The sequence below is a fragment of the Brevundimonas sp. T2-11 genome (assembly GCF_055397675.1).
Genome location: NZ_AP027920.1, coordinates 1822095 through 1847900, shown reverse-complemented (window position 1 = coordinate 1847900; position 25806 = coordinate 1822095). Strand labels below are relative to the sequence as shown.

25 protein-coding genes and 1 pseudogene are annotated in these 25806 nt (G+C 68.1%); 21 read left to right on the top strand and 5 right to left on the bottom strand.

The genetic code is table 11. The features are described 5' to 3' along the window. Positions 1-13: 13 nt before the first annotated feature. The 5 genes from ACZ5XO_RS09165 (at position 14) to ACZ5XO_RS09145 (ending at position 3897) form a co-directional block, all read left to right on the top strand. The gene (locus ACZ5XO_RS09165; RefSeq protein ID WP_464164892.1) at positions 14-871 is read left to right on the top strand and encodes a CheR family methyltransferase; all 858 of its coding nucleotides are present in this window, start codon (positions 14-16) and stop codon (positions 869-871) included. Next, the gene (locus ACZ5XO_RS09160; RefSeq protein WP_464162059.1) at positions 868-1443 is read left to right on the top strand and encodes a chemotaxis protein CheB; all 576 of its coding nucleotides are present in this window, start codon (positions 868-870) and stop codon (positions 1441-1443) included. Before ACZ5XO_RS09165 ends, ACZ5XO_RS09160 begins: the two co-directional genes overlap by 4 nt. Beyond that, positions 1440-2576, top strand: a complete 1137-nt coding sequence (locus tag ACZ5XO_RS09155) for a hybrid sensor histidine kinase/response regulator (protein WP_464162058.1) — start codon at positions 1440-1442, stop codon at positions 2574-2576. The genes ACZ5XO_RS09160 and ACZ5XO_RS09155 overlap by 4 nt, the downstream gene beginning before the upstream one ends. 402 nt (positions 2577-2978) lie before the next feature. Then, positions 2979-3194: a hypothetical protein gene (locus ACZ5XO_RS09150; protein WP_464162057.1), complete on the top strand. Its 216-nt coding sequence runs from the start codon at positions 2979-2981 to the stop codon at positions 3192-3194. 97 nt (positions 3195-3291) lie between these two features. After that, complete coding sequence (locus ACZ5XO_RS09145; protein WP_464162056.1) at positions 3292-3897, top strand: cysteine hydrolase family protein; 606 nt, start codon at positions 3292-3294, stop codon at positions 3895-3897. On the opposite strand, the gene ACZ5XO_RS09140 is transcribed toward ACZ5XO_RS09145, so the two are convergent. Then, positions 3898-4839: a DNA topoisomerase IB gene (locus ACZ5XO_RS09140; protein WP_464162055.1), complete on the bottom strand. Its 942-nt coding sequence runs from the start codon at positions 4837-4839 to the stop codon at positions 3898-3900. Between the two features lie 350 nt (positions 4840-5189). Between ACZ5XO_RS09140 and ACZ5XO_RS09135 the strand changes: the two genes are divergently transcribed. Continuing rightward, positions 5190-5690 carry a pyridoxamine 5'-phosphate oxidase family protein gene (locus tag ACZ5XO_RS09135; RefSeq protein ID WP_464162054.1) on the top strand — a complete coding sequence of 167 codons (501 nt, stop codon included), beginning with the start codon at positions 5190-5192 and terminating at the stop codon, positions 5688-5690. 210 nt (positions 5691-5900) lie between these two features. Further along, positions 5901-6137: a hypothetical protein gene (locus tag ACZ5XO_RS09130; protein ID WP_464162053.1), complete on the top strand. Its 237-nt coding sequence runs from the start codon at positions 5901-5903 to the stop codon at positions 6135-6137. A 73-nt stretch (positions 6138-6210) separates the two neighbouring features. Here ACZ5XO_RS09130 and ACZ5XO_RS09125 read toward each other — a convergent pair whose 3' ends face one another. Together ACZ5XO_RS09125 and ACZ5XO_RS09120 are read right to left on the bottom strand one after the other, a co-directional pair. Then, positions 6211-6498 carry a hypothetical protein gene (locus ACZ5XO_RS09125; protein ID WP_464162052.1) on the bottom strand — a complete coding sequence of 96 codons (288 nt, stop codon included), beginning with the start codon at positions 6496-6498 and terminating at the stop codon, positions 6211-6213. Positions 6499-6613: 115 nt separating this feature from the next. Further along, positions 6614-6838, bottom strand: coding sequence for a hypothetical protein (locus ACZ5XO_RS09120; protein ID WP_464162051.1), 225 nt, complete (start codon positions 6836-6838; stop codon positions 6614-6616). A 168-nt stretch (positions 6839-7006) separates the two neighbouring features. Here ACZ5XO_RS09120 and ACZ5XO_RS09115 point away from each other — a divergent pair. From ACZ5XO_RS09115 to ACZ5XO_RS09050, 14 genes and pseudogenes are all read left to right on the top strand, one after another. Then, positions 7007-7108 (top strand): annotated as a pseudogene (locus tag ACZ5XO_RS09115) (sigma factor-like helix-turn-helix DNA-binding protein); the annotation flags it as partial. A gap of 160 nt (positions 7109-7268) precedes the next feature. Beyond that, entirely contained in the window at positions 7269-7526 is a 258-nt protein-coding gene (locus tag ACZ5XO_RS09110; protein ID WP_464164949.1) for a hypothetical protein, read from the top strand. A gap of 146 nt (positions 7527-7672) precedes the next feature. Next, positions 7673-8014, top strand: a complete 342-nt coding sequence (locus tag ACZ5XO_RS09105) for a hypothetical protein (protein ID WP_464162050.1) — start codon at positions 7673-7675, stop codon at positions 8012-8014. Between the two features lie 115 nt (positions 8015-8129). Beyond that, a complete protein-coding gene (locus ACZ5XO_RS09100) occupies positions 8130-8510 on the top strand; it encodes a hypothetical protein (protein ID WP_464162049.1) in 381 nt (126 codons plus the stop codon). A 68-nt stretch (positions 8511-8578) separates the two neighbouring features. Beyond that, entirely contained in the window at positions 8579-8854 is a 276-nt protein-coding gene (locus ACZ5XO_RS09095) for a helix-turn-helix domain-containing protein (protein WP_464162048.1), read from the top strand. 350 nt (positions 8855-9204) lie between these two features. Further along, the gene (locus tag ACZ5XO_RS09090) at positions 9205-9846 is read left to right on the top strand and encodes a JAB domain-containing protein (protein ID WP_464162047.1); all 642 of its coding nucleotides are present in this window, start codon (positions 9205-9207) and stop codon (positions 9844-9846) included. Positions 9847-9853: 7 nt separating this feature from the next. After that, entirely contained in the window at positions 9854-10741 is an 888-nt protein-coding gene (locus ACZ5XO_RS09085; RefSeq protein WP_464162046.1) for a toprim domain-containing protein, read from the top strand. 82 nt (positions 10742-10823) lie between these two features. Beyond that, positions 10824-12971, top strand: coding sequence for a ParB/RepB/Spo0J family partition protein (locus tag ACZ5XO_RS09080; RefSeq protein ID WP_464162045.1), 2148 nt, complete (start codon positions 10824-10826; stop codon positions 12969-12971). Positions 12972-13096: 125 nt separating this feature from the next. After that, positions 13097-13462: a single-stranded DNA-binding protein gene (locus ACZ5XO_RS09075; RefSeq protein ID WP_464162044.1), complete on the top strand. Its 366-nt coding sequence runs from the start codon at positions 13097-13099 to the stop codon at positions 13460-13462. A gap of 31 nt (positions 13463-13493) precedes the next feature. After that, complete coding sequence (locus ACZ5XO_RS09070) at positions 13494-13901, top strand: single-stranded DNA-binding protein (protein WP_464162043.1); 408 nt, start codon at positions 13494-13496, stop codon at positions 13899-13901. A gap of 134 nt (positions 13902-14035) precedes the next feature. Beyond that, positions 14036-14593 (top strand): GcrA family cell cycle regulator, encoded by a 558-nt coding sequence (locus ACZ5XO_RS09065; RefSeq protein WP_464162042.1) that lies wholly within the window; start codon positions 14036-14038, stop codon positions 14591-14593. A 256-nt stretch (positions 14594-14849) separates the two neighbouring features. After that, the gene (locus ACZ5XO_RS09060) at positions 14850-15797 is read left to right on the top strand and encodes a DUF2493 domain-containing protein (protein WP_464162041.1); all 948 of its coding nucleotides are present in this window, start codon (positions 14850-14852) and stop codon (positions 15795-15797) included. Positions 15798-16116: 319 nt separating this feature from the next. Further along, on the top strand, positions 16117-17367 hold the full coding sequence (locus ACZ5XO_RS09055; RefSeq protein ID WP_464162040.1) for a DUF3363 domain-containing protein: 1251 nt from the start codon (positions 16117-16119) through the stop codon (positions 17365-17367). 128 nt (positions 17368-17495) lie between these two features. Further along, complete coding sequence (locus ACZ5XO_RS09050) at positions 17496-18422, top strand: HEPN domain-containing protein (RefSeq protein ID WP_464162039.1); 927 nt, start codon at positions 17496-17498, stop codon at positions 18420-18422. Positions 18423-18941: 519 nt separating this feature from the next. On the opposite strand, the gene ACZ5XO_RS09045 is transcribed toward ACZ5XO_RS09050, so the two are convergent. Then, positions 18942-19601, bottom strand: a complete 660-nt coding sequence (locus ACZ5XO_RS09045) for a hypothetical protein (RefSeq protein ID WP_464162038.1) — start codon at positions 19599-19601, stop codon at positions 18942-18944. Continuing rightward, on the bottom strand, positions 19588-25788 hold the full coding sequence (locus tag ACZ5XO_RS09040) for a hypothetical protein (RefSeq protein WP_464162037.1): 6201 nt from the start codon (positions 25786-25788) through the stop codon (positions 19588-19590). The genes ACZ5XO_RS09045 and ACZ5XO_RS09040 overlap by 14 nt, the downstream gene beginning before the upstream one ends. Between the last annotated feature and the right edge of the window lie 18 nt (positions 25789-25806).

The window sequence follows — 25806 nt, the reverse complement described above, 5'->3', positions numbered from 1 at the left end:
GGGCGCGGCCGCCCTGGCCGCGCCCGGCCTCCATCCCGCGCCGGGCGCGCCCCATGAGGTGGAGGATATCGAGATCCAGCTCCTGCTGGAGGCCCTGTTCCAGCGCTACCACTATGACTTCCGTCACTATGCGCGGGCCTCCATCAAGCGACGCCTGTTGCAGGCGCGCAGCCATTTCGGCCTGCCGAGCCTGACCGCCCTTCAGGAAAGGGTTCTCCATGATCCCGGGATGCTGCCGAGACTCCTGGGCTTTCTCACGGTCCAGGTCAGCGAAATGTTCCGCGACCCGGCCTATTTCCGCGCCCTGCGCGAGCAGGTGCTGCCGCACCTGCGGACCTACCCCTCCCTGAAGGTCTGGATCGCGGGATGCAGCGCAGGGGAGGAGGTCTATTCCCTCGCCATCCTGTTCCGGGAAGAGGGCTTGTTCGATCGGACCCTCTTCTACGCGACGGACATCAATCCCGACGCGCTGAGGGCGGCCGAAGCCGGGATCTATTCGCTGGATCGCATCCGGAAGTTCACGGAAAACCACCAGAAGTCGGGCGGTCGCTCCTCCCTGTCGGACTACTACACGGCCGACTACGGACGCGCGGTCTTCGACAAGTCCCTGCGGTCCAATGTGGTCTTTTCCGACCACAGCCTCGTGACGGACGCCGTCTTCGGCGAGATGCAGCTGGTCTCCTGTCGCAACGTCATGATCTATTTCGACCGGGAGCTCCAGGACCGCGCCGTCGGCCTCTTCAGGGACACCCTGGCTCGAAAGGGCTTCCTCGGCATAGGCTCGAAGGAAAGCCTGCGTTTTTCGCGGCATGCCGACGCCTTCGAGGACTTCGTGCCCGAAGAGAAGATCTACCGCAGGCGCGAGGCATGAGACCCGATCCCGCACGAGCCGTGGTGATCGGCGCCTCGGCCGGAGGCGTGCAGGCCCTGATGACGATCCTGCCCGTGCTCGCACGGGGCTTTCCCTTGCCCGTCCTGGTGGTGCTTCATGTTCCCGCCGACCGGAGCAATGTGCTGGCGCCCCTGTTCGCCGGCCGCTGCGCGCTGACGGTCAAGGAGGCCGAGGACAAGGAGACGGCCCGTCCGGGCGTGGTCTATTTCGCCCCATCGGATTATCACCTGCTGGTGGAGGCCGACGGGGGTCTGGCGCTTTCCTCGGACGAGCCGGTCAACTATTCGCGCCCCTCCATCGACGTCCTCTTCGAAAGCGCCGCCGACGCCTATGGCGCCGGCCTGGTCGGGATCATCCTGACCGGGGCCAATGAGGACGGGGCCGCCGGTCTGGCGGCGGTCGCGGCCGCGGGCGGGCAGGCCCTTGTCGAGGAGCCTTCCGCCGCCTACGCCCGCTCCATGCCTGAAGCCGCCCTGGGCGCCAGCGCCCTGGCGCGAGCGATGTCGCTTGAGGACATCGCCGACTATCTGAAAGGTCTCGCAGAAGAATGACCCGAGCGGAAAAGCCGACCTACATCCTGCTGGTCGACGACCTGGATGAGAACCTGCTCGCCCTGGAGGCCTTGCTGAAGCGCGAAGGCGTGGTCTGCCTCAAGGCGCGTTCCGGCGACGAGGCGCTGGAATTGCTGCTGGTGAACGACGTGGCCCTCGCCCTGGTCGATGTGCAGATGCCGGGCATGGACGGTTTCCAGCTGGCGGAATACATGCGCGGCAACGCCGGCGCGCGCCATGTCCCCATCATCTTCGTCACCGCCGGCAGCGCCGATCAGCAGCGCCGCTTCCGGGGCTATGAGGCCGGGGCGGTGGATTTCATCCAGAAGCCGGTCGAGAGCGACATCCTCAGAAGCAAGGCGAACGTCTTCATAGAGCTCTATCGGCAAAGGCAGGAGATCCTGTCGCATCGCGACGAGCTGAAGGCCTACGCCAACGCCCTCAGCGCCGCCGACAAGCGCAAGAACGACTTCATCGCCATGCTGGGACATGAGTTGCGCAATCCTGTCATGGCCTTCCGGGCGGGCCTCCAGCTGCTCGAAAGGCAGAAGGATGCGCAGAAGAACGCCCTGATACGCGCCCGCATGGAGGTTCAGGCCCACCACCTTTCGCGCCTGATCGAGGACCTGCTGGACGTGGCCCGCATCGACCAGGGCAAGATTTCGCTGAAGCGTGAGCGTCTCACGGTCCAGAGCATCATCGAGTCCGCGGTCGATACGAGCCGGCCCAAGATCGAGGCCGGGCGGCACGACCTGACGGTCGACGTGCCCGGGGCGCCGATCTGGGTGGACGGCGACTTCACCCGACTCTCCCAGGTGGTCAGCAATCTGCTGACCAACGCCGCCAAATACACGCCCTCGCAGGGCCGTATCCAGGTCTCGGCCGAGCTTGTCGATCAACGGGTCCGGATCGCCGTGGTCGATAACGGCGTGGGGGTGCCGGCCGATATGCAGGCCCGCGTCTTTGAGCTCTTCGCCCAGTCCAAGGGCCCGGACGACCGTTCGCGAGAGGGTCTTGGCATAGGCCTGGCCCTGGTGCGGCAACTGGTTGAGATGCATGAAGGCGACATAGAGCTGGAAAGCGCCGGGGCAGGGTCAGGCAGCCGGTTCATCGTCTGGGTCCCCGCCGCATAGGGCGAGCTCTCGACCCGCCAGCCCCGCCGTGGTCAGACCGACCCTCCGGCCTGCCGTCGGCGTCAGTCCCATCGGCTGTGGGGGCGGTTCCGCGGCGGTGCGCTCGCCCTGGAGGATTTCAGCCGCTCCTGGCGACTTCCTGTTCGGCGGGCCTGTCGACCGGGCGAGGCTCGGACTGCGTCTGCTCGGAACCGGACACAAGGAACCGGGGCGGTGCGGTTCCGTTCAAACCCTGCATTCACTGGGAGGTGAAATGTGGAAACGGCCCGGTGTTCAATCAGCCCCCCCGCGACGCGCTGGGTCGTTTCCTTCCGGCCAAGGGTCATGTTCGCCGGGGTTTCATTGTGAAAACCCGGCGGGGCCATGGCCGCTGAACGCCGCTAATCAGGGGAGCCGTCGCCCATGCTGCAGAGAAAACCCGTAATCGAACTGGCGTTCGAGATGGCTGGGTCGGGCGAGTTCAGAATACCCAGCCAGGTTCGCCAGGCCCTGTTGAAGGCCGGCTACACCCAGTCCGACACCTATATTCTCGAAGGCAAGGCCACCGCCGCGCAACTGAAGGCCAGATGCATGGAAGCCTATGCCGAGAGGGGTGAAGGCGAGAGGATCAAGACCTAGCCCCGGCCGGCGCGGCCGCACCTTCGTTCCTCACGCCCGGACCGGAGGGCTTCGAGCAGCCGGGAACCGTTTCCGCCTCCGGTCCCTTGGCGCATACATGGCTTCCGGCATTCATTTCGGCGCGGTTCCCGCCAACGCCGTTCACCTTTGCGTGGACATGCAGAGGCTGTTCGCGGAAGAGACGCCTTGGCGCACGCCATGGATGTCCCGCGTCCTGCCGGTGGTCGTGCGCCTGTGCGAACACAGGGCTGACCGCACCTGCTTCACCCGCTTCATACCGGTCCGATCGCCAGGCGACGGACGCGGCGCCTGGCGCCGCTACTGGGAGCGGTGGGCGTCGATGACGCTTGAGAACCTGGGGGAGCAGGAGATCGAGCTCATGCCTGAGCTCCAGGGCTTCACGCCTCCGGCCAAGGTGGTGGACAAGGCTCATTATTCTCCCTGGGTCGGCGGCGGTCTCGCCTCGGCCTTGATCGCGGGAGGCGTCGACACCCTTGTGGTGACGGGGGCGGAGACGGACATGTGCGTACTGGCGACCGTGCTCGGCGCCGTGGACCTGGGTTTCAGGGTGGTGGTGGTGTCGGACGCCCTGTGCAGTTCCTCGGACGAGACCCACGACGCCTTGCTCGGCCTCTATCATCATCGCTTCGGCCAGCAGATCGAGACGGCGGAATGCGAAGAGGTCCTGGAAGCCTGGATTTAGTCAATCCTTGCCCAGGAGGCGAGCCAGTCCGGCCTCGAAAGCCGGGTCGTCCGGAGCCGGCAAAAGGTGCGCCAGGGTTCCGGATTCATAGGACTCGATGACGCGCGGATGGACATAGGAGGCGCGGCAGACCGTCGGGGTATTGCCCAGAAGGGCGGAAACCGCCTTCATGCAGCTCGTTATCTTGCGGCGCGCGTCTGACGGTGACGAGGGCGGCTCCATTTCGCGAAAGGCGCGGGCGGCCGAGACGGTGGCCGCCCATGTCCGGAAATCCTTGGCCGAGAAGGGCCGGCCCATGATCCGGCGGATATAGGCGTTGACGTCGTCCGAGCTGATCGCGCACAGGCCCCCCTCGGCGTCGCGATACTTGAACAGGTGCTGGCCCGGCAGGCCCTCCAGTCCGCGAAGGATACGAGCCAGTCGGCGGTCGCTGACCTGGACGCGATGGGTCTTGCCGCTTTTGCCCAGGAATTCGAAGGTCAGGAGCGAGCCGTCGACGTCCAGATGCCGCTTGCGCAGGGTCGTCAGGCCGAAACTGCGGTTCTGGCGGGCGTAGGCGGCGTTGCCGACACGGATCAGGGTGATCTCCAGCAGACGAACGGCCGTGGCCATGATCCTGTCCTTGCGGGGCCCTCTGAGGGACAGATCCTCCTCCACCCGCTCGTGCAAGCGCGGCAGGCGTTTGGCGAAGGCGGGGAGGCGAGCGAACTTGTGAGAGGCGGCGTAGGCCGTCCAGTCCGGATGATAGCGATACTGCTTGCGGCCGCGGGCGTCCCGACCCGTCGCCTGAATATGGCCGGTCGCCTCAGGACATATCCATACCGCCTCCCAGGCCGGCGGTATGGCCAGGCCGCGCAAGCGGTCCAGAACCTGCCTGTCCCGGATCGGGCGGCCCTTGGCGTCACGGTAGCTGAAACCCCGGCCGCTCCGCCGGCGGGTCAATCCCGGCTCTTCGTCGCTGGACCAGATCAGGCCTGCGGAACAGGCAGGTGCGGAGGCCCTCGTCAGCACTGGCGCGACTCCTGGCCGATCCGAGGCCCTGGCGGGGCCGACCTCATGCGGCGATCGCCGCCGAGACCTGGGCGCGCGCAAGGGCGGTTCATGGGGCCGGATGGCCGATCCCTTCAAACTTCACGCCGGCCTGCGCACGCAAGAGTCTTTTCGCCATGACTGTCTCCCGTCAGCCGGAATCAGGCGGCGGCGCGGGTTTTGGTTCCGCCGAGTCCTGACCGCTTCACCCGGAACCCGATCCGGCAAGAGAGGTTGATCGGTGACACGAAAGGACAGGTTTAATGAATGATCAACTGACGCCGGTCGAGGCGGAGAAAGCCTTCTGGACGAGTCTGAAGCATTCCAACACCGGCATGCTCGGCATCGACAGGCCGGGCTATCATCATCAGCCGATGACGGGCTTCGGCGAACCCGAAACCGGGACGATCTGGTTTTTCACACGGGACGACACGGATTTCGCTCGTGACGTGGCCGCCGGCGGCCGGATGGGCATGTTCTGCTATCAGGCCAGGGATGAGAAACTGCAGGCCTGCATTCACGGCGGCCTGAGGATAGATCAGGATCGTGAACGGATCGACCGCTTCTGGAATCCGGTCGTGGCGGCCTGGTATCCGGACGGAAAGGAGGACCCCCGTCTGACCCTGGTGCGTTTCGACGGCGAGGACGGTCGGGTGTGGGTGTCGGACAAGGGCCTGTTAGGTTTCGGCTACGAAATCCTCAAGGCCAACCTCACGGGGCGCACGCCGGACGCGGGCGGGGTGGCGGACGTCAGCCTGACCTGAGTCTGTTCCCGGCGGACAACGAACGGGCCGGCGCGCCGCCGGTTCAATATCGACCTTCGGTGAGGATCAGAGCGCCTCGCAGACCGAGGCGGGCGAAAGCCTTGTCACAGATTGGCGCTGTCCGATCGAAACCGCCGGGCCACGTCTCAGGGCGATGCCTGAAGGAAGGATCCGGCCGACCAAGCCGTTGGCCTGTTCAGGGAGAATGACATGAAACCAACCCCTGTTGTTTCATCGGCCGTGGCCGCCCTGGTCCTGGTGGCGGCCTGTGGGAGCCGGGACGCCGAGAGGGCCGCGCCGGAAGCGGCTTCGATGGAGACGGAGGCCGCGACAGGCGTCGCAGGCGCCAATCCGGGTTCCGTCAGCGCCGCGGGAGCGGCGGCCTCATCGGCGCGCGAAGTGGATCGCGCGGGGCAGGAAGGCTCGACGACGCCGCCGCCCGGCTAGAATGAAGAGCTGAACCGTCCTGGGGAATCGGTCTCCGGTCGGGCTTCAGTCCAGGTCGTCGTCCTGTGAGGCGTCACCGGGCGATACGGCGGCTCCGGGAGGATGACGGGGCCGCCTGCGGCGCCGGGAGGGTTGAAAGATAGGCCAGGACGCTCTGGAGCGCCTGGACGTCAGCTCCGTCGCCGCGCCCGCCAGCCTCCACATTGGGGATGACGACCTCCAGCATGGCGATGGTCTCGGGAATGGATCGGGGCCTGTGCGTGAGGATCAGCCGTTCGAGTCTGTCGAGTACGTCATAGTCGTATTCGGTCGCCGCCTGGGCGGCGTAGGCACTGACAGCATCCTGGAACGCAACACCCATCGCCGAACCCCCGTGAAGGGCGGGCGCTGACCGCCAATCGGCCAGCAGGCCGTCCGCGCCGATCCCGCGCGACGGAGATCGAACAACGCGAGGTTGTTGGCGCCCCTGATTCCCGTCAAGGGGCGGGTGCGTCGCACCCAGCCTGGGCGGTCGGCGTGCAGGCGGCCCGTTCGGCTTCCTCCAGATGATGGGCCAGCCGGCTCCAGGCCAGGGTCAGGGCTTCGACCACCCTTTCAGGCGGGGTCTCGAAATCGATGCCGGCGAAGGCGGCTTCCATCCTGGCGAGAAACTGCCGCGCGAACTCCGCGCGCAGGCGCGCGACCGCATAGTCGTCTGTCATCTTCGTCAGCGTCGCCCTTCGCCGAACCAATTATAGGTTGCGGCTCCCTTGGCTCTTCTATCGGTGGTGGCGCGCCTGTGTCGAGGTGAAGAATGGGGTTTGTTAACTGTAAACTGGACGGCGCCGGAACTCTCGACTAGCCGGAAGGTCCAAGGGGAGTTTTGAGTGATGCCCGAACGGCTGAGCGCACGACAAAGAGAATGTCTGCTTCTCACGCGGCATTACGGCACCAAGGAGATCGCCCATCTGACGGGGATTTCCGAGTCCACCGCCAAGAAGCATATTCATGAGGCTTGTCAGAGGCTTGGCGTGAATACGCGCAAGGCGGCCCTGGCCATTCTGGAACGAAACGTACCAGGGGGTACGACGCACCCCATGGCGGCGCCGGGGGGCGAAGGGCTTCATCCGTCCGTCAACACGGAGACGGAAGATGGCGAGCCGGACCAGCGAACCGCCGCGGTGGAACTGGATGCAGCTGGAGGAGGCCCTGGAGTTCATGGGCGCCGACAGGAGCGATCCTCTTTACCAGTATCTGCTGGACGGCCTGAGGGAACCGGCGGCCCTGGCCTCGCCGGAAGCCTTCCTGAAGGAGCTGCTTTCAGTGGGGGTGCTTCTGGCGGCGCGCGGGCAGGCTACCGCCCGCCCCCCGCAAATCCCCTGGCACGACTTGCCCTCGTCATCCTGCTGATCGCTGCGAGCGCGCTGATGTTCAGCGCGGTCGCCAGCGTCGTCATCGGCGATCAGGTCCGCATCCAGGCGGCGGATCGCTCCCGCTAGAACCTCTCCTCGTTTCCCGAGGATCATTCCCCCGCATGCGGGGAGGAGCGCACACCCATGAGCAAAGACGCCTTTGGAATCGAACTGGCCCGTCAGCTGTTTGTCGCTGAACGCGCCCTGGACATGGCCATCGCCGAAACCAACGACCTGGCCTCACTGATGACGCGCGGGCGCATCCGCCATCGCATCTCCGCCGTGGTGGGGCAGGCGGCCCTGGAGGATGTCGGGGCGCTCGTGGCCGGACTGACCTCGGTCAGGAACCGCATCGTCACGGCTCACGCCTCGCTCAAGCGCGACGCCCAGGAACTGGGTATCGGTTGGCATGCGGCCGGGCCTGAGCTTAAACCGGCCGAGGACGGGCCGGTCGTGAAGACGGCCCGATTGCAGGCGGTCGCCTGACGAGGGGGCGCGATTGAGCGGAATGGTCAGCTATCTGGCGCTTTGGGGGGCGTGTCTGGGGCTGACTGCTCTGTGCTGGCGCTTGGGCGGAGCGCCGGAGAGAAGAGCGGCGGGCATGTTGCTCGCCGCCTACGTCCTGTCGCTCGTCCTGGGCGGGATCCGCATCGACGGGATGAAGGTGGCCGTGGTGGGGGCGGACGTCCTGCTCGCCTGCGGCCTGTTGTGGCTGGCCCTGAATTTCAGGCGCTGGTGGCTCCTTGTCGCGACCGCCAACGCCCTGCTCGTGGTGATCGCCCACGCCAGCGTCTTCGTCGAACCGGATATCCATCAAAGGGCCTATATCGCCTATCGGATGCTGCCGGGCCTGGTCATCCCCCTCGCGGCGGGCTTCGGGGCCTGGGAACGCTGGCTGGCCGGCGAGCCGGCGGCCGACGGCTGGTTGCGGCGACGCGCCGGCTCGCCTAGCGTCGCGGGACGAGGCGGAGAAGTCATTTGAAACGATCAAGCACAGAGTTCGACAAGGAGCTCGGGGCCCAGGTGCGCAGCGTTCGGATTGCGACCGGCATGACCCAGTCCGAACTCGGCGCGGCCGTGGGTCTCACCTTTCAGCAGATCCAGAAGTACGAGCAGGGCGCCAACCGGATCTCCGCCGGCATGCTGCTGCAGCTGAGCCAGGCCCTGAACGCCGACTTCAGCGCGGCGGTCTCCCCGGAGGGCGGGCGTCCAGCGGGCGAGGTGCGCTCGCGCGAGGAGGAATGGCTGCTCGCGGACTTCGCCCGGCTGGACGCGGGACGACAGCGTCTGGTGCTGGATCTGGTCCGGACCCTGGCCGGACATTGAAATCGGACCTGTGTCGGCGGACCTATGTTTGGTGGTGCGATATGCAATTGACGCAATCACAGGTTTAGGGCCTCATGTCCCCTCCGGTCCGCCCTCTCGGACCGACGTGTGTGACCCGAACTCGCCCGCTTCGTGAGGACGAAGCGGGCTTTTTCGTGGGATTCCGTCAGGCGGCGGGCGTCTTGCCCCAGGGCGAGGGGAGCCGGCTTTCGCTGGCCGAATGGACCCGGACGAGAGCCGCAAGGGCTGGATTTCGCCTGACACAGGGCGACCTGAGCGCGAAGGCCGGGAGAAGGGAGGAAGGGCGGTCTTGTGCGCTCCGATCGGGAGCGCCGGTGCTGGAGACCGCCATGACCTCAGCTGACCTTGCCGTCGTTTCGCCTTCGTCCGCGGATGAGGAGGCGCTTCTCGCCTGGATTCTTGGCGACCTCGCGCCGCCCGACCCGGGCGGGAAGGTCGCCAGGCGGCTCATTGCGCGGTTCCATGGCCTGGCGGGCCTGGTCGCCGCCGACGCCGCCGTCCTGCGTGCGGAGGGTCTGGATGGAGCCTGCGTCGTTGCGCTTGAACAGGCGAGAGCGCTGGCCGAGGCTCTGGTCCGCATCCGGGCCTGTGAAAGACCGGTGGTGTCGTCCTGGTCGGCCCTGACCGACTACCTGCGGACGGCCCTGGCCCATGCGCCCCGCGAACAGTTCCGCGTCCTCTATCTCGACAAGCGCAACATCCTGATGCGCGACGAGCTCAGGGCGGACGGAACCGTCGATCATGCGCCGGTCTATGCGCGCGAGGTCGTGCGTCGGGCGCTGGAGCTGTCGGCCTCCGCCCTCATCCTCGCGCACAATCATCCCTCGGGCGATCCGACGCCGTCGCGCGCCGATATCGAAATGACCCGCAAGATCGTGGAGGCCGCGAGGGTCTTCGACATCGCCGTGCACGATCATGTCGTCGTCGGGCGCGAAGGGACGAAGAGCTTCCGCGCCCTGGGATTGATGTGAGGCCGTCATGAGCCTCAAGTCCATCGTCGCCGCCCTGGGCGGCGAACTCCACGCGGGCGGCTGCAGGGCCCATGTCCCGGCGCCCGGACACAGTCGGATGGATCGCTCCGTCTCCCTGATGCTCGACGGCGATCGCGTCGTGATCCATGGCTTCGGCGCCGCCGGCTGGCGCGAGGTGCGGGATCATCTGAAAGATCTGGGCCTGATCGACGCCGCCGGGCGTCTGACCGGAGCGGGGGTCGCGGGAAGCCTGGCCAGGGGAAGCGGCGTGGCGCGCCCCTCGGCCTGTGTGCGGATCGCCAGGGCCGGCGCGCTCTGGGAGGCGGCTCATGCGCTGGAGCCCGGAGATCTCTGCCATCGCCATTTTCGTTCGCGCCGGATTCACGGCCCGGTCGCGAGCGCGGCGCTCAGACGGCTGCCGCAGACCCCCGTCAGCCTCTTCCGGGAAAGCAGCCGGACCTGTTCGTCCCTGATCGCCGCCGTCAGCACGCCGGAGGGCGGACTGGGCGCGGTGGAGATCGCCTATCTTGATCCCGACGGCCGCGCCGCGCGCCGCCTCCGGCTCCCGCGCAAGACGGTCGGCGTCGTGCCGCCCGGATCGGCGGTTCGTCTGTCTCCCGCGGCCGGCGCCCTCCTGGTGGCGGAGGGAGTGATCACGACCCTGTCCGCCATGGCGCGTTTCGACCTGCCGGGCTGGGCCCTGCTGTCTGCAGGCAATCTCGCGGCCTGGTCCGCGCCTTCTGAAGCGCGCCGCATCCTCATCGCCGCCGATCGCGGGCGGGCCGGGGAGGCTGCGGCCTCCCGGCTGCGGGCCCGCCTGGTCGCGGAGGGCCTGGACGTCGTCGTCCGCCTGCCGCCCTCGGGCTTTGGCGACTGGAACGAGGCCGCGCCCTGAGAAAGTGAAGGAGCGAAGGAAGGGAGCGGAGGGGCGCCGGTGCGGCGGGGATGGGCCCCGGCCGACCGGTCGGAGAAGCTCCATGTCCCGTTCCCGTTCGTCAACCGTCACCGCCTCTGTGCGCCGCGGCGTCGAAGCGCCGTCGCGAATCCCGGTGGTCGTCCGCCTGGGCGATCTCGATATCGCGCCGGAAAACCTCCGCCATGGCGAGCCGCCTGACGACGGCCTGCCTCAACTGGCGGAGACCATCGCCGCCGCGGGCCTCCTGCAGTATCCGACCGTCCGTCCCGGCCGGCGGGGAGAGGCGCTCCACATGGTTCTGGACGGGCGCCGCCGCCTCCTGGCCCTGCGGCTTCTGAGGGACGCCGGCCGCATCGACGATGATCATCCTGTACCGGTCTTCGTCGAGACGAACAGGGCGCGGCAGGCCGCGGCGGCCGTCCTGACCAATACGGCGGCTCCGGTTCACGTCGCCGATGTCATCGCCGCCACCGGCCGCATGCTGAAGGCCCGGCTGACCGTGACGGCGATCGCCCGGGCGCTCGGCTACGGCGAGACCGAGATCCGCCGTCTGGCGGCGCTTTCGGCCCTGCCGGCCGTAGCCCTCGAGGCCCTGAAAGGCGGCAGGATCACCCTGCGCCAGGCCCGGCTGCTGGCGCGCCTGAAGGACAGCGAGGAACAGGCGGTTCTGGCCCAGGCGGCGATCGACGGTCATGGCCTGCCGGAATGGCGCATCCAGGAACAGCTGGGCGAAGGCCGGATCACGGCGCGCGATCCCCGCTGCGGCCTGGTCACGCCGGAACTCTATGCGGCCGAGGGCGGACGGACCGAGACGGACCTGTTCGGCGAACTGCCGCCGGTGTTGCTGGACCCTGACCGCCTGACCCGTGCCTGGCTGAAGCGGGCGGGACCGCTCGCCGATCTGTTCGAAGCCGAAGGCCTTTCCGTCCGTCTGCGCCCGGGCGACGACGAGCCGGACCTGCCGGACGATCTGGAGCGGCTCTATTACGCCTATGGGGGTCTCTCGGAGGCGGCGACCCTGGTCTATAGGGAAACGCGGGAGCGGGCCCAGGCGGCCGCCGACGCGGCCGAGACCGCCCTGTCCGGCGAAGCGGCGCTGGACGCGGTCCAGACCCTTGTCCGGGCGCGGATCGCCCAGGACCAGGCCGGAACCGGCCAGCGCCTCGCAGTCGTCGTGGTTCTCAAACCCTCCCTTCGGACCGGCGTCGAGGTCGATTGCTACGCCCCGGTCGAGCCGCTGGCCGAGGAGGATGATGAGGAGGATGAGGGCGCCGAAGCGGCGGAGGGCGAGGCGTCGCCGCCCTCCATGCGCACGACCTATGTCGCGCCCCAGGCCACGGCGCCCGCGCCCGAGACGGAGGGCGTCAGCCATGTCCTGCACGGGGTGCGGACGGATACGGCGACGCGCGGCCTGATCCGCGCTCTGGCTGAACGGCCTTCTGTCGCCCTGACCGTCCTGATCGCCCGGTTGTTTTCCTGCCTGGCGGCCTGGCCCCCGGCGCCGCGCGGGGACGCCGCCCTGGCCATCTCGGCCTCGGCCTTCGCGCCAACCGGCGGACGGATCATCGCGGGGCTCGACGGGGTCGTACGCGAACAGCTGGACGAGCGCCGCCGCGCCTGGGAGGCCTCCGGCCTGACCGTCATCGCCTGGGTCCATGGCTTGGATCCGGAGGACCGGTTCGGGCTCATGGCCGAACTGACCGCCCTCAGTCTTGACCTGCACGAAGCCCGGACCGGTCAGGTGCGCCGGGCGGCGCGCGCGGAAGCCGCCGAGATCGCCGCCCTGTGCGAGGCCGATCTGTCGCGCTGGTGGACGCCGGACGGGGCCTATCTGCGGCCCCATTCCCGCGACCAGCTGCTGTCCATGCTCGAGGCCATGGGGGCCGGGACCGAAGCGGCGGCCCGGATGCTCAAGGGCGACCTGGTCGCCTGGGTCGAGGATCAGGCGGCGGCCCGGCGCTGGGCGCCAGCCTGCCTGTCGTGGACGTGCGGCTCCGAGTCCGGGAGCCCCATGGTCGGCGGCGACCTTGCTGATGCGACCGAAGACCCTGGGCCGGACGAAACTGGGGCCGTGCTCGGGGGCGACGCCGAGGACGGGGATGGAGACGCGGAGGCAGGCGAGGGCAGGGGCGAGGGCGAGGAGGACGGGGCGGGCGTCTTCATGGTGACGCCGGAAGGCGAGGCGGCCCTGCGCGACGCGGCGGCGTGACCGGGGGAGCGGCTTCGTCGGTCCCGTCTGGCGGAGCCGCTTCCGAAAGGGGGAGGCGAGGGAGGAAAGGGGCGAGCGCGCCGGGAAGAAGGCTTTCCGGGCCTCTGTGAGCAAGGAGACGGATCATGCAGACCATGGTGTTCACCGGCCGCCTGGCGGCCGATCCCCAGATCAGCCCGGACTTCGCCAAGGCGGCGTTCCGGCTGCTTGAGAAGCGCGGCGTCGATCTCGCGGGCAAGGACCGCATCGTCGGCGTCAACTGCGTCAGCTGGTCGAAGGGCCTCAATGAAAAGGTCATCGCCCGGGCCCTGGCCCGGGGATGCGAGGCGGTCGTCGTCGGCGCCTTCGTCGACACCGCCTATACGGCGCGCGACGGGACCGAGCGGGCGGCCAAGGAACTGGTCGTCAATCGGCTGACGGTGCTCGACTGGGCGGCTGACCGGACGGCGTCGGCGACGACAGACGTCAGGGGCGATCAGGCCGCGGCCTGAGCACCGTTTCATCATTTCAAGGAGACTGATCATGCAGACCCTCGTCATCGAAGGCTATCTGGCCGCCGATCCTTCCATTCTGTCAGCCCAGGGCTCGGGTCGGAAACGCGCCGGCTTCCGCGTGCTTGAGACCACCCGCTATCGTCGCGCCGACGGCGAATCGGGGGAGCGGACGACCGGCTTCAACTGCGTCTGCTTCAACGAGAGCACGACGGAAAACTACATCGCCCCCTATGCCCGCAAAGGCAGCCGGGTCGTGATTCAGGGCCATGTCGAGAACGACAGCTGGACCGGCAAGGACGGGGTCGAACATTACGACCTTAAGGTGGTGGTCGAGGACCTGCGCCTCAAGAACCGGCGGAACCGTGGTGATGCGGCCGGAGGCAAGGCCGAGCCGGCCATGAACGCCGGTGGAAGCGAGGCGGATATTCCCTTCTGAAGCCCAGGGATCAGTCGCTTCGGATCCGGGCAGGCTGATCAGGGCCCGGCGCTCAGGCGTCGGGCCCTTGGTCTGAAGAGCGAGGGAAGGGGGGCGATGGGCGGGTCGATCGGGCCCGTGACCGGAGACGCCTCATGTCCGCATCCGTTTGGACCGCTCAGCTTACACATCGTCTCATCGCCCTCTGGAAGGAAGGCCGCACCGCCGCCGCCGTCGCCGATCTGCTGGGCCCCGGGATTTCGCGTTGCGCGGTCCTGGGCAAGGTCCATCGCCTGGGCCTGGTCCGGGAGGCGCCTTCGGGGCCGCCCCGGCGCGCCGGCGCCAGGGCTGGCGAGGCTTCGGCTTCACCCGACGCCCGGGCCTCTTTGGGGCAGGGCAGGCCGCCGGCGCCGCGACGCCCTGAAAGCAGGGCGGCCTCGCTTGCCCCGTGCCGGGAAACGCCTGCGGCGCCGGGTACGCCCCTGACGACGATCCTCTCCGTGAAACGCGGCCAGTGTCGGTGGCCCTACGGGTCGCCGGGCCGTCCCGGCTTCGGCCTCTGCGGCCGACCCGTGGTCCGCGGCGCCTTCTGCGTCGCCCACGCGGCGATCGGCTATCGGAAGCGGCCTGCGAGCGCCGAAGGACTGTTGCGTCTGGCGGGTCTTGGCCCGTTCCCGCCAGGCGGCTGCGACGACCTTTCAGGTCGTCTCTGAAAGGCTCGGGAGCCGTTCTTCGGTCGCTCTCGGCGCGTGGGCGCCGAAAGGGGTCCTCGTCCCTGGGGACGAGGACGTGCCCCCACACAACGACTTCCGATCCTGTCACGTCACCCCGGCCGTCAACGGCTGCGCCGTTTCCCTTCGCGACCCGCAAGCGGCGGGTCGCTGCGGTGACCGCCGGGGACCCCGACGTGGCCAGGGATCGGGTCGTTGCGCATGGGGCGCTTCGACATTTCAGAACTGGAATGATCCGATGCACGCCACCTTCTCCCACCCCGTCTTCGCCTTTTCGTCCAAGTCCGATTCCGCCTTCGACGACCTGACGGCGTCTCTGGGCGACAGCCGTCCTCATCCGCAGGAGGAAGCCCTGGTTCAGCTCGGGCGCGCCCTCATGACCGAGTTGCTGGACGTGATCGCGGACACGGCCCTGGAGGATTTCCAGACCGTTCTGGGCGAAGCCCTGATCGGCGCCTTTCATTCGGCGGCCGGACGGATCGAGCGCGACGCCGACCGGGCGCGCGATGCGATGCGCCGGCTGGATCGCGACTTCGACGGGTCGGAAGCCGCGGACGTCGAGCTTCAGGAAGCGACGACCCGGGCCCGAGCGGCGGATGCGGCGACCCAGGCGACCGAGAAGATCCGGGACGCCGCCGCTGAAGCCTGGACCTCGGCGACGGGCGAGGTCTGGACGGCCTGGCGGGGCAGCCGCAGGGGCAGCTTTCTGACGGCGGCCCAGCTGGACGCCAGACAGGCCATCCGTGCGGTGCGCGAGCGACGGGCGGACGAGGCCTTTCACAGGGGTGCGGTCGTGGCCTTCCGGGGCGCGCCGACGGCCGACGCGGCCGAGGACGCGGCCCGCATCTTCGACGCCCTGAACTGGGCGCTCTCGGAGTGGCCGGACATGGCGCTCGCGACCACGGGCGCCAGGGGCGCGGAGAAGCTGGCGATTCGATGGGCGCAGCAGAAGGGCGTGAAGCTGATCCTCGCTCGCGCGGACTTCGACGCCCATGGCAAGGCCGCCCCCTTCAGGGCCAACGACGACCTGCTGGCGCTTGAGCCTGCCTGCTGCCTCACCCTGGGGCGATCCCTGGACGAGGGAAGGGGCGGCCCGGATCGGCCCTTCGGCCCCGCCCTGAACCTGGGCCAGAAGGCCATGGAGCAGGGGCTCCGGCATCTGGCGATCCGCGCCCGCAGTCATTGAGAAGAAAACGAGGGTTTCAACCTGCCCGCTCGGCTCCGGCCGGGCGGGTTTTCTCATGTCGCGCGGGACGCACCGGTCATCATGCCGGCGTCAGGAGGCGGTCGGTCCGTGAATCGGCGGCGGTTTGCGAGGGTTTGCGTCTCATGGCCTGGGGCGCCTGGAAATCTGCAAAACGGGCTGTAGGGCAAGATAAAAGAGCAGAGTCGGCGGTCTGTTTGCTGTATCTTTTCCGTAGAATAGACGTCGATCATGAGGTCCTGCGCGACTTGTGAAGGGTCGTGGAGGTCCAGGCATCGGCGAGGCGGGCGCGAGGCTCTTCATGCTGGTCCGGGAAGCGATCGAGGCACGGATAGGGAAAGGCGACGCCTCCGACGCCGACGACCTGAAGGTCCGTCTGCGCCGGGGCGGGAAATCCGATGCGGCAGGGGTTCGCATAGGCCTGCTGCAGCGCCTGGCCTGTTCGCGGCAATTCACCCTGGGCGACCGATCGGGCGTTCTGGGGGCGGCGCAACGACGTTCGGGCCGCGCCTTCCGGCTGGACGTGCGTCAGCGGGTGATCGTCAAGGCCCTGGTGTCGCGTCACCTGGGCCAGGGCTTCGAACGCGGGGCGGCCCTGGCCAGGCATCTGGTCTATCTCGGCCGGGCGGGAGCCGGGATGGAAGGGGCGCGGCCGGTCTTCTTTGATCGCGCATCGGACGAGGTTTCGCCGACAGAGGGGGCGGCTGACTGGAGCGCGCATCGTCACCACTTCCGCTTCATCGTCTCGCCCGAACATGGCGACCGCATCGCGGACCTGAGGGATTATACGCGGGAGGTCATGACCCGGGTCTGTGATGACCTGGGCGAGCCGGACCTGCCCTGGATGGCGGTCTGTCATTTCGACACGGACCAGCCGCATGCCCATGTCCTTCTGCCCGGCCGCAGGGCGAGCGGCCGTGACCTCGTCATACCGCGCGACTATGTCGCCTACGGCTTTCGCGCCCGGGCCCAGGAAGTCGCCCAGGAGCGGCTGGGGGATCTGTCTCGCCATGACGCCGAGCGCCGGATCTGGCGCGAAACCCGGTCTGACGGCTTCACCGGCTTCGATCGGCGCCTTCTGGCCTCCATGGACGCCGAACGGATGGTCGATGACGCAGAAGGTCTGCGTACGGCCTGGGCGGCGCTGACGCGAGGACGGTTGATCCACCTTGAAGCGCTCGGCCTGGCTGAGCGTCGAGGGCGTCGGTATCGTCTGGACAAGGATCTGGAGGGACGGCTTCGGCGGTTGCAGATCTCGCGGGACGTCATCCGGACCCTCAATCAGCGTCGCCTTGAGACCGGCCTGAAGGCCGAGGCGTTTCGCGAAGGCCGTGTAGCCGGGCGGGTGATGAAGACCGGCTGTCATGACGAGCTCGGCGCCGCGCCTTTCGTGATCCTGCGCGATGTGGACGGCGTCGAACACTATGCCCGCCTCTCCGTGGGGGCGGCGCTTCCCCGGGCGGGAAGCCGGGCGACCTTGACGATGGGGGCTCGAGGCCCGGCCCTCCTGTCTGCGGGAGCGACGCGGGGAGGACCTGATCAATCCCTCTGAAACTCCGGCCCCCGGGTGAAGGGAAAAGGGAAGGGTGATCGGAGGTGAAGGTCGCTGTCGGGTGGACAGCGACGAATGAACCGGCCTACGGCCTTGTCTGGCGTGGCCGTATCGGGGAGAGTCCAGTCATGGCGAAGGCGCTCAAATCAATACCGGCTGCGAAACGCAGGGAGCTCGACCGCGTGGTCGAGATCCTGACCCAGTCCTTCGCCGAGGCGACCTCGACGCGACGCGCTGATCGGCTGAAGAACGGACGCATCCTCAAGATCATCCTGTTCGGCAGCTATGCGCGCGGCGACTGGGTGGAAGATCCGGTCGGGCGCTATTTCTCCGACTTCGATCTCCTGGTCGTTGTCGATCATGAGGATCTCACGGACAGCGACTTCTGGCGTCAGGCGGAGCAGCGGCTGCTGTCGGCCACGGTGTCAGGCCAGCAGTTGCGCACGCCGGTCAGCATCATCGTTCACAGCCTGGACGACGTGAACCATCAGCTGGAGCGCGGGCGATACTTCTTCATCGATATCGTGCGCGACGGCGTGGTGCTGCTGGATGCGCCGGGTGAGCAGGGGTTTGTGGATCCGAGGCCGCTAAGCGCAGATGCGGCCCTGGAGGAGGCGAGGGCGTATTTTGAGGACTGGATGGAGAGCGCTTCGGGTTTCCAGCGGATAGCGGCTTTCTGCATTTCGGATGACCAGCCCAAATTGGCGGCTTTCAACCTCCACCAAGCCACTGAGCATCTCTACCATTGCCTGTTGCTGGTGCTAACGCTCTATGCGCCGAAGTCTCACAAGCTGATCGCTCTGCGTCGCCTTGCGGAACCTCTGGCCCCGGACCTGGTGCAGGTTTGGCCGGGACAGACCAAGTTCGAACGTCGCGCCTTTGAGCTTTTGCGAGCAGCTTATGTTAAGGCGCGATACTCGCGCCATTACAAGATCACGCGCGAGGAACTCGATTGGCTGACGAGCCGCATCGATCTCCTGCGCGAGGTGGTGCGGAACGCCTGCGAACAACACATCTCGGAGCTCGCGAAAGGCGCAGCTGACGCTGGTAAATAACTGTGCCTTAGGGCCGCTTCTGACTCATCAGAGCCGTTGGCAACGTCCGCTTTAGGGTCCTGACCAGCTAGGTCAGGCCATCAGCCATGCGCTGACGGTTATCGTCGACGCGCGATCTGAACTCTGGAGCGGGCTTTAGCTCGGGCGAGCACAATTGACGGCGTATTTAGGCAAGACGATGCGAGAGGGTGTCACTCTATTCACTCCGACGCAGGGCCGCCGATCTCAAGGCAGGCGGAGCGTTGGGGATATAGCTCTATCGAAGAGGAAATCGGACCGGATCGTGATTGAGGAGATGCGCGACGACCCCGCCCGTTAAACCCTTGAGGCTTGGAACACCGGCCGTTTGGGCGGCCTATCCACGATCCATGCGACCTCCGCGCCGGACGCGCTTCACCGGCTTGAGGATCTGTTCGCGGAAGTAGCCGCCAGTCCGCCTCACCGGCTTATCCAACAGTCGGTCGATCTCTTGGCCACGTCGTGTGTCGGCCCCGTCCGGCTCGCGGCTCCGCCGGATGTCTATACACGCTCGTCGTCGCTGGGCGGCGGCTTAGGCCCGAGGGCCCCGAGTTCGGCCCGGATGCGACGCGACACCCGATCAGCTTCCCGTTTCAGGGTTCGCGCCGCCTCGAGCTGGCTCTGCAGGCTACGCCGTCGCGCCCGCTTCTCGGCCGGCTCGCGCTCCGCCGACAGAATGATCTCCAGGAACGGAAACTCCGGCCCGGATAGGTCTAGGGCAGACGCGGCCTCGACCATTGCGCGATCTTCGTCGCGAAGGGTCGCGAGCGCATCTTCCAGGCAGAGCGCGATCGCTTCGCGCGCCGACTTGTCGATCGCTAGGGCGGCGCGCAACGGATCGTTGGCCGGCGGCATCTCCGGGGGCAGGTAGAGGTTGCCTTTCCATGCGGGATCGAGCCGTTCCAGCGTGCGGACGACGGCCGCCAGATTCCTGAAGGGTCGGACCGCTTCGGGCAGGTCGTTCCGATGCGCCCAGAGCGCGAGAACGGCGTCTCGGCACCGCGCCTTGTCGTCGTCCGACGCCCCCGGGGCCGCCGCGGCGTCCATCAGTTCGGCGACATGATGCGCCATCCATCGCTGCAGAAGGTCGTTGCGGCCGTCGCGATCGAGCAGGTCGACGAGCCGTCGGCCAAGAGCGATGACATCGTCAGAGCGTTTCAAGGGAGCCGTCCTTGCGAAACAGGAAGAGCCGGAAGTACGGCGGGGAGGGTGTGCGGTCCCACCGGGACTCGTCGTGGTCCGACCGTAGCGTGCGACGTATCTGGACGTGCACGAGAAGATCCATGTCGAACCGCTGGAGAAGACGTGGCAGGCGAGCCGCCGGGATCAGCAGGCGTTGACCGTGGGGCGGCAGGGTCTCTGACCGGCGGGATGTTGCGCCAGCCCAGATTTCCGCGCGGAAGAGCGGCCGGCCGCGCGCCGCGGAGCGCCAGGCGCGCTCAAGACCGGTCGGGCGGAGCCGGAGACGACGAACGAGCCAGCTTGCCGGTCGCGGGGATGAGCTCGACATGGCGCCGATCCACGGGTCGGATCGGTCCAGACGCGGCTCCGGCCGATGGTCGTTGATCCAGGCCTTTTGCCGATAGGGCGGGGCGTCGATCTTCGCGTCGTCTTCCGACGGAAGGTGGTATTCCCAAGGGTTCTCGATGGTCTGGCAGGCGGCGAGCAGGGCGGCCGAGGTTGCGGGCGAGACGAGCACGCTCGACACCGCCACGTCCTGTTCCGCCTGTCCCCGCCATTGATGCCAGTCGCCGGCGACGACGATCTCGTCGGCGTGGCGAAGCACGCCGTCCAACTCCGCGAGCTGGACGGACCACGGCCAGAAGGCCCGATCTTCCTCTTCCTCGAGCGACGGCAGGGCGGGCAGGGGCGGCGCGAGATCGAGGCGGTCGGACGTCCAGCTTCCGTCGAGCTGGGTCAGCTGGAAACCGGCCAACCAGTCGGCGAACTCGTCGCGGCTCGCGCCAGGATAGCGCAACGGCGGCGTCGTCCGAACGAGTTGCCCCGCGATACAGAACAGGGCGTGGTAGCCGAGGTATTCGCGGAATCCGTGATAACCGCCTCGGCTGTCAGCATCCGACCAGGCGGGATCGCCCGCGCGCGGATCCTTGGCTTTGTGGTCGTAGCTCGACTTCCAAGTTCGGAAGATGACGGTCTCGGCTTTTCGCTCGAGCTGATCCGGCGACAGGCCGAAGGCGGACGCGAGACGCCCGGCGCTGCCCTTGGCCTGTTCGTAGGAAAAGCTGAACCGACGGCTCGGTCGGCGGGACTCCGAATACCAGTCGCGGCCGCCGATCCGCTCGGTGGATTTCGACGGCTTCGAAGGCGTGTTCAGCCGCTGAAGCTCGGCGATTCGACCCGGTGAAAGCACGATCTCACCCGCGGCGTGCAGGCTCAACAGACCGTCGGCGGCGAAACCCCGCAGGAGGACATGGTCGTTTGTCGGCTGGGCCGTAGCCTGCAATCGAGGCTCCAAGGCCGCGGCCCGATTAGGGCGATCTCCCGCGACCCGGGCCACGACGATGTGGAACCAGAGCTCGGCGTTCAAGGCGTAGTAGGGCAGGCCAGGAGCGGCGAAGCCTTCGGCCTTGCCGGACGCGACGAACGACGCCAGGGCAGTCACGACGCCCGTCCGGCCCAGGGTCAGGACGGTGCGCGCGGCATGGGCGGCCTGCCAGCGCACGCGATAGGCCGGAGCGGCGAGGGCGACGGCGATCAGGCCGGCGACCGCCATGTCCGGATCTGACGACGGCGCGGTCAGGGGATCGAACGGACCGTCTCCGAATCCGGGGGGCATGACGTTTTCGAACTGACACAGACCGAATTCCAGCGCGGCCTGCGCGTCCGCCGGGGAGAGTTCGGGCGCCATCAGGGGCAGGAGGTTGAACAGGTCTTCCGAGTCGGCACCCCGAACATCCTCCGCCACGCCGTCCAATACCGCCCCGGCGATCGCGCCGGGCGGCAGGCCGGACGCGGCCGCAAGATCCTCGATGACGTCGCCGTATCCGCCCCAGCCCCGAATCGACCAGCAATCCCGCCGCGCCCGCGCCAGAACGCTTCGCTGCACGGCATTCCGAACGGCGAGCGCTTCGCGAGCCGGTTCGGGCAGGCTGTCCAGCACATCCGCCAGCAGGGATGGGCGGAGTTCGTCGGTCGCCAGGAGGGTTTCGATCACCTCGGGTAGCGATGCGGCCGGGACGGCGGCGAGGATCACGCCCCAGGCACAGCCCGGGGACACGTACCGGTGGCGGGTCTTCAAATCGGTCAGCAGCGCCACGGCGTCGGCATAGGTGCGGGGCGCGTGGTCCGCCAACGCCCGGCTCAGGTCTCTGAGCCAGGGATCGGCGCGCCGCCGCCGAGTTTCCACCCGCCGGGATATGGCCGGCGAGCGCCCGGCCCTTCCGAAGGCGCGCGCGTCCAGACCATGGCGCCGGGCGACGTCGGCGAGTGTCTGCCGTGCGCCGGGACTGAAGCGGGCCCGGATCGCATGGCGCGAGACGGCGTCCACGATCTCCTTCGCCAGCGGGGGTTCCGCGATGAGCGCCGCCTCGAACATCTCCGCCACCGGCCAGTCGCCCTCGAAGCCGAGCAGCGCGAGCCCCGCAACGGGATCGAGCGCCCCCGCCTTGCGGAGGTTTTCCTCAAGTAGCACCAGGAGACTGGACGTTTCGCCGACGCTTCGGTCCCGCCAGCGACTGACCGCGGCCGCAGCCGAGGGCGGATGGATCGCCGTGAGGGCGGAGACGGTCCCGCTCCAGTCAAACTGGTCCTCGATGTAGCCGGCCGCGAACTCGGCCGCCCGGGCCAATCGCCAGGCGGTTTCCGCCGCGCAGGCGCCCGAGACGGGACCGGCCCGGGTCGCCAGGGCAAGAAGGGCGGCCCATCGGGTGGGAACCTCGTCCCCCAGCAGACCGGCGACCTCGACGGCCTGATCAAGATGGGCGAGCGCCTCCGGGCGGTTGGCCTCGAGCAGAGCCCGGGTCGCCGCCACATGGGTTTCGATCTGATCGCGCGCCGCCACCGCCGCGCTGTTCCATTCGTTAGCGCCGGCGCGCCGGGCGTATCGAACGGCGCGGTCGGCGAGCTCGGGCCGGCACCCGGATTTCCGGGCCAGCTTCCGCCATGTCGGGAGATAGAGCGGTCGGCGCAAAGCCCCGATCCACGAATCGAGCGCGCCCAGGCGGTCCGGGGTCGCGTGTCCGCTTTCGACGAGGAGGTCGTGCCAGATCTCCACGATCTCGTCCTGGACTTCCTCGACGTCGTTCGAATGGCGTGCGACCGCTGCGTTCATGCCCCTAGTCGCCTCGGCGATCAGGTGGTCCAGTTGCGTCGCCGAGACCGGAGCCGCCGCGAGAACCTGCGCCCGGGCGTTCCACCAGGGCAGGACGGCTCCGGCGCGAACGCGAAGTTCGCGATCTTCATACGGGTCGGGATCGACGAGATGGCTCGGCTTGCCGCGCCGCCGCGGCTCGGGCTTCAGGCTCTCGAAGGCGGTCGGCGTTCCGCGCAGGGCGTCACGGAGGGTGCGAGCCCGCAGATAGCGGGTGCGTTCATCGACCAGACGGGATGCGAGGGTGCGCGGCCGATGCGGGGGCAGCACCTTGTCGAGACGGCGCGCCAGCGTGTCAGGGTCGAAGCCGCCCGATCGGAGCGCCCCCTCCACGAGTCTCACGACGACGGCGGGGCTGCGATCCCAGACGGTACGACGTCCCGGGTCAGACGGCCGAGGCTCCGTGCGCCGTGCGAGCAGTGCCTTGATGACGGCCGGCGGCAGAGGCAGATCCAGCGACCCCAAGGCGAAACAAACGCCGGCCGCGAGGGCGGGCGCCCGGGTCATGGCCAGTTCGGCCATGACGCGCGCCTCTTCAGCCCGGCCGTGGTCGATCAACCGGTCCGCGAGGGCGTGCGCGGTCTCGAACCAAATCTCCTTGGGCCGCCAACGGGTGATCTCCTGAACGGCCCGCAAGGGCCCCTCGAGATTGAGGAAGGCAAAGGCGAAATCCGCCCGCTCGCGGGTGTCATAGGGCTTTTTTCCCTGCTCCGTTGGCCCCGCCCGAGACCAGGCGTCCAGCAGGTCTTCGGCGCTTCTCAGCCGGGACCGGGCGTCGCCTTCCAGTTCCGGCTTCTGCGAAAACACCGCCGCCTCGGCGGCGTAGCGCGAACCCACCCAGCGGCCCAACATCCGGCGTGCGCCAATGTCTTGCAGCCGAGGGACGTCCAGGGCGACGCCGAACAGGTCGGTCTCATCACGCAGAAGCTTGTCCTGGAGGCCCGACCCCGCCGCGACCTCGCCCGCCTTGAGCGCTAGGCGGGCGGCGTCTGGCATTCGTCCGGCCTTCAGGGCGGCGCGCAGGGCGAACTGGACGCGCATGGCGTCGATCTCGCGCCTTTCCAGCGGACTGCCGGAGGGCAAACGCTCGGTCGACAGCGCCAGGGTGGTGAGGCGATCCGGCCGCTCCGCCTGAAGCCAGAGACCGGGAAGCGCGGCGGCGACGTAGGCCGAACCGTCGGCCAGGGGCGCGAGCCGATCGGCGAACCGGGCCATCGCTTCCGGCGTCGCTGCATATCGGTTGCGGAACCAATCCTCGACCGGCTCGTCGCGGAATTGGACGCCGTCGCCGGCGGTGAGCAGCCACCGGCCGTCGCCGAAGTCATGGGCGAAGCTGCGCACCGCGCTGGCGTCCACTGCGGCGAGCCGAGCGAGAGTCTCGATCGGTATGAGGGGGCGCAGGGTGGCGAGCCCCTTGCACAGCTCGTCAATGGCACCGGGGTCCTCCGCCTCGTTCCGAACCTTGTCGAGCGCGCCCTCCAGCTGTCCGGCGATAATGGCGCTGACGGTCTGGGGCTTGGGGCCTAAGGCTCTCAGAACCCCGGCCAGGGTCGTGGAGGCGGTGAAGGCGTTGGCTTGCACGCGCGGATTGCTAGAGGTCCGTCTATCGAACTCGACGACGTCGGCGTCAGACGCGTCCGGATGGCGCGCGCGTAGATGCCGGCCGGTCTCGGCCAGGCTGAACGGCCGCAGCGGAACCGTATCGAGGCCGGCGGGCGCCTTCAGCAGATCGAGACGATCGGGGCGGCACAGCATGACCAGGCGGACGCCCGCCGGCAGGTCCGCCTGAAGCAGCCCCGGAACGAAAGCCCGCTCCGCCGAACCCTTGGCACCCATCATAGCGTTGTCCGCCGCGTCGACCACCAGCAGCAGGAGCGCGTCCGGCTCCGAGGCTTGCAGATGACGCACGGCGGCTCGCAGTCGCTTCAGGAAGGCCGCCAGGATCAGGGCGTCATTGGCGCGGCGGGGCAGAAGCGGCATGCAAAGGCCCTGCACGGCCAAGGTATTGGCCATCTGGGTCAGGGCCACGCGATAGGCATGCCGCTCATGCGGCTCGCGGCGATAGTCCCCGCCCCCGTAGCAATCGTAGAGAACCCAGGCGGAGCCCTTGGGGAGGCCGAGGTGAAGCCGGGTCGCCACAATCGATTTTCCGACGCCGCCGTCGGCCGTGATGATTAGCGGCGCCGACGCTGCGAGGATCCTGGCCTGAAGGTCCTCTTCCTGTTCGCGGGCCACCGCGTGCGGCAGGTCGTCGATCCTGACCTCGGCCGGCAGCAGATCTTCCGGTCCGATGTTCAGAGCGAGCTCAAGGTCGCTCTTTCGGACGACATTGTCGGCGGGACCCGAACCGAGCTTGTCGTAGAAGAGGTTCTTGATCCTGAGCGCCGGCTCGTCTTCCGGATCGACGACGATTTCTCGAAGTTCCGCGTCCAGAAGCTGCTTCTGGACGCGGAACCCCGCCTCGCGGCCCGAGACGTCCAGTCTGTCGAAAAAAGGCCGAATGAAAGGCTCGGGCAAGCCTGTGGCCTTGGTGAGCGCCTCGGCCGCCTTCGGATGGCGCGGCGCCGCGCCGGACGCAAGGTCGGCGACGCTGTCCAAGACCGAGGTCGCGATCGGCCTGTTGCTCACGAACCGGAAACGCATCCGGCCCAGAAGCGCCGCGACGTCCCGCGCCGCCGCGAGCTTGGGCAGGCGCGCTCCCCAGCCCTTCAGGGTGGTCGCGAGATCAGACGCGGTCCAGACCTCGGTCTCCCGTAAGGTCGAATGCTTGAGCTGGATGTAGTCGATCCGGGTCGCCTCGGCGAGGACCTCGGACCCGCGATACTCGGCGACGTCGATGACCTCCTCCCCGGTCTCCACCGACCGTTCCGCGCCTTCTCGAGGGGAGGGGCCTTCGACCACCACCGCCACGAGATCGCTGGTCGGCGAGAGCAGCTCGAGCGCGCGCCGCCCGGCCCACAGGACGTGGAACGTGTTGCCGTCGTGGCTGGCCCGGATCCGTTCGCTTGGCGTGCTCACCCGCGCGCGCCGCCGGGG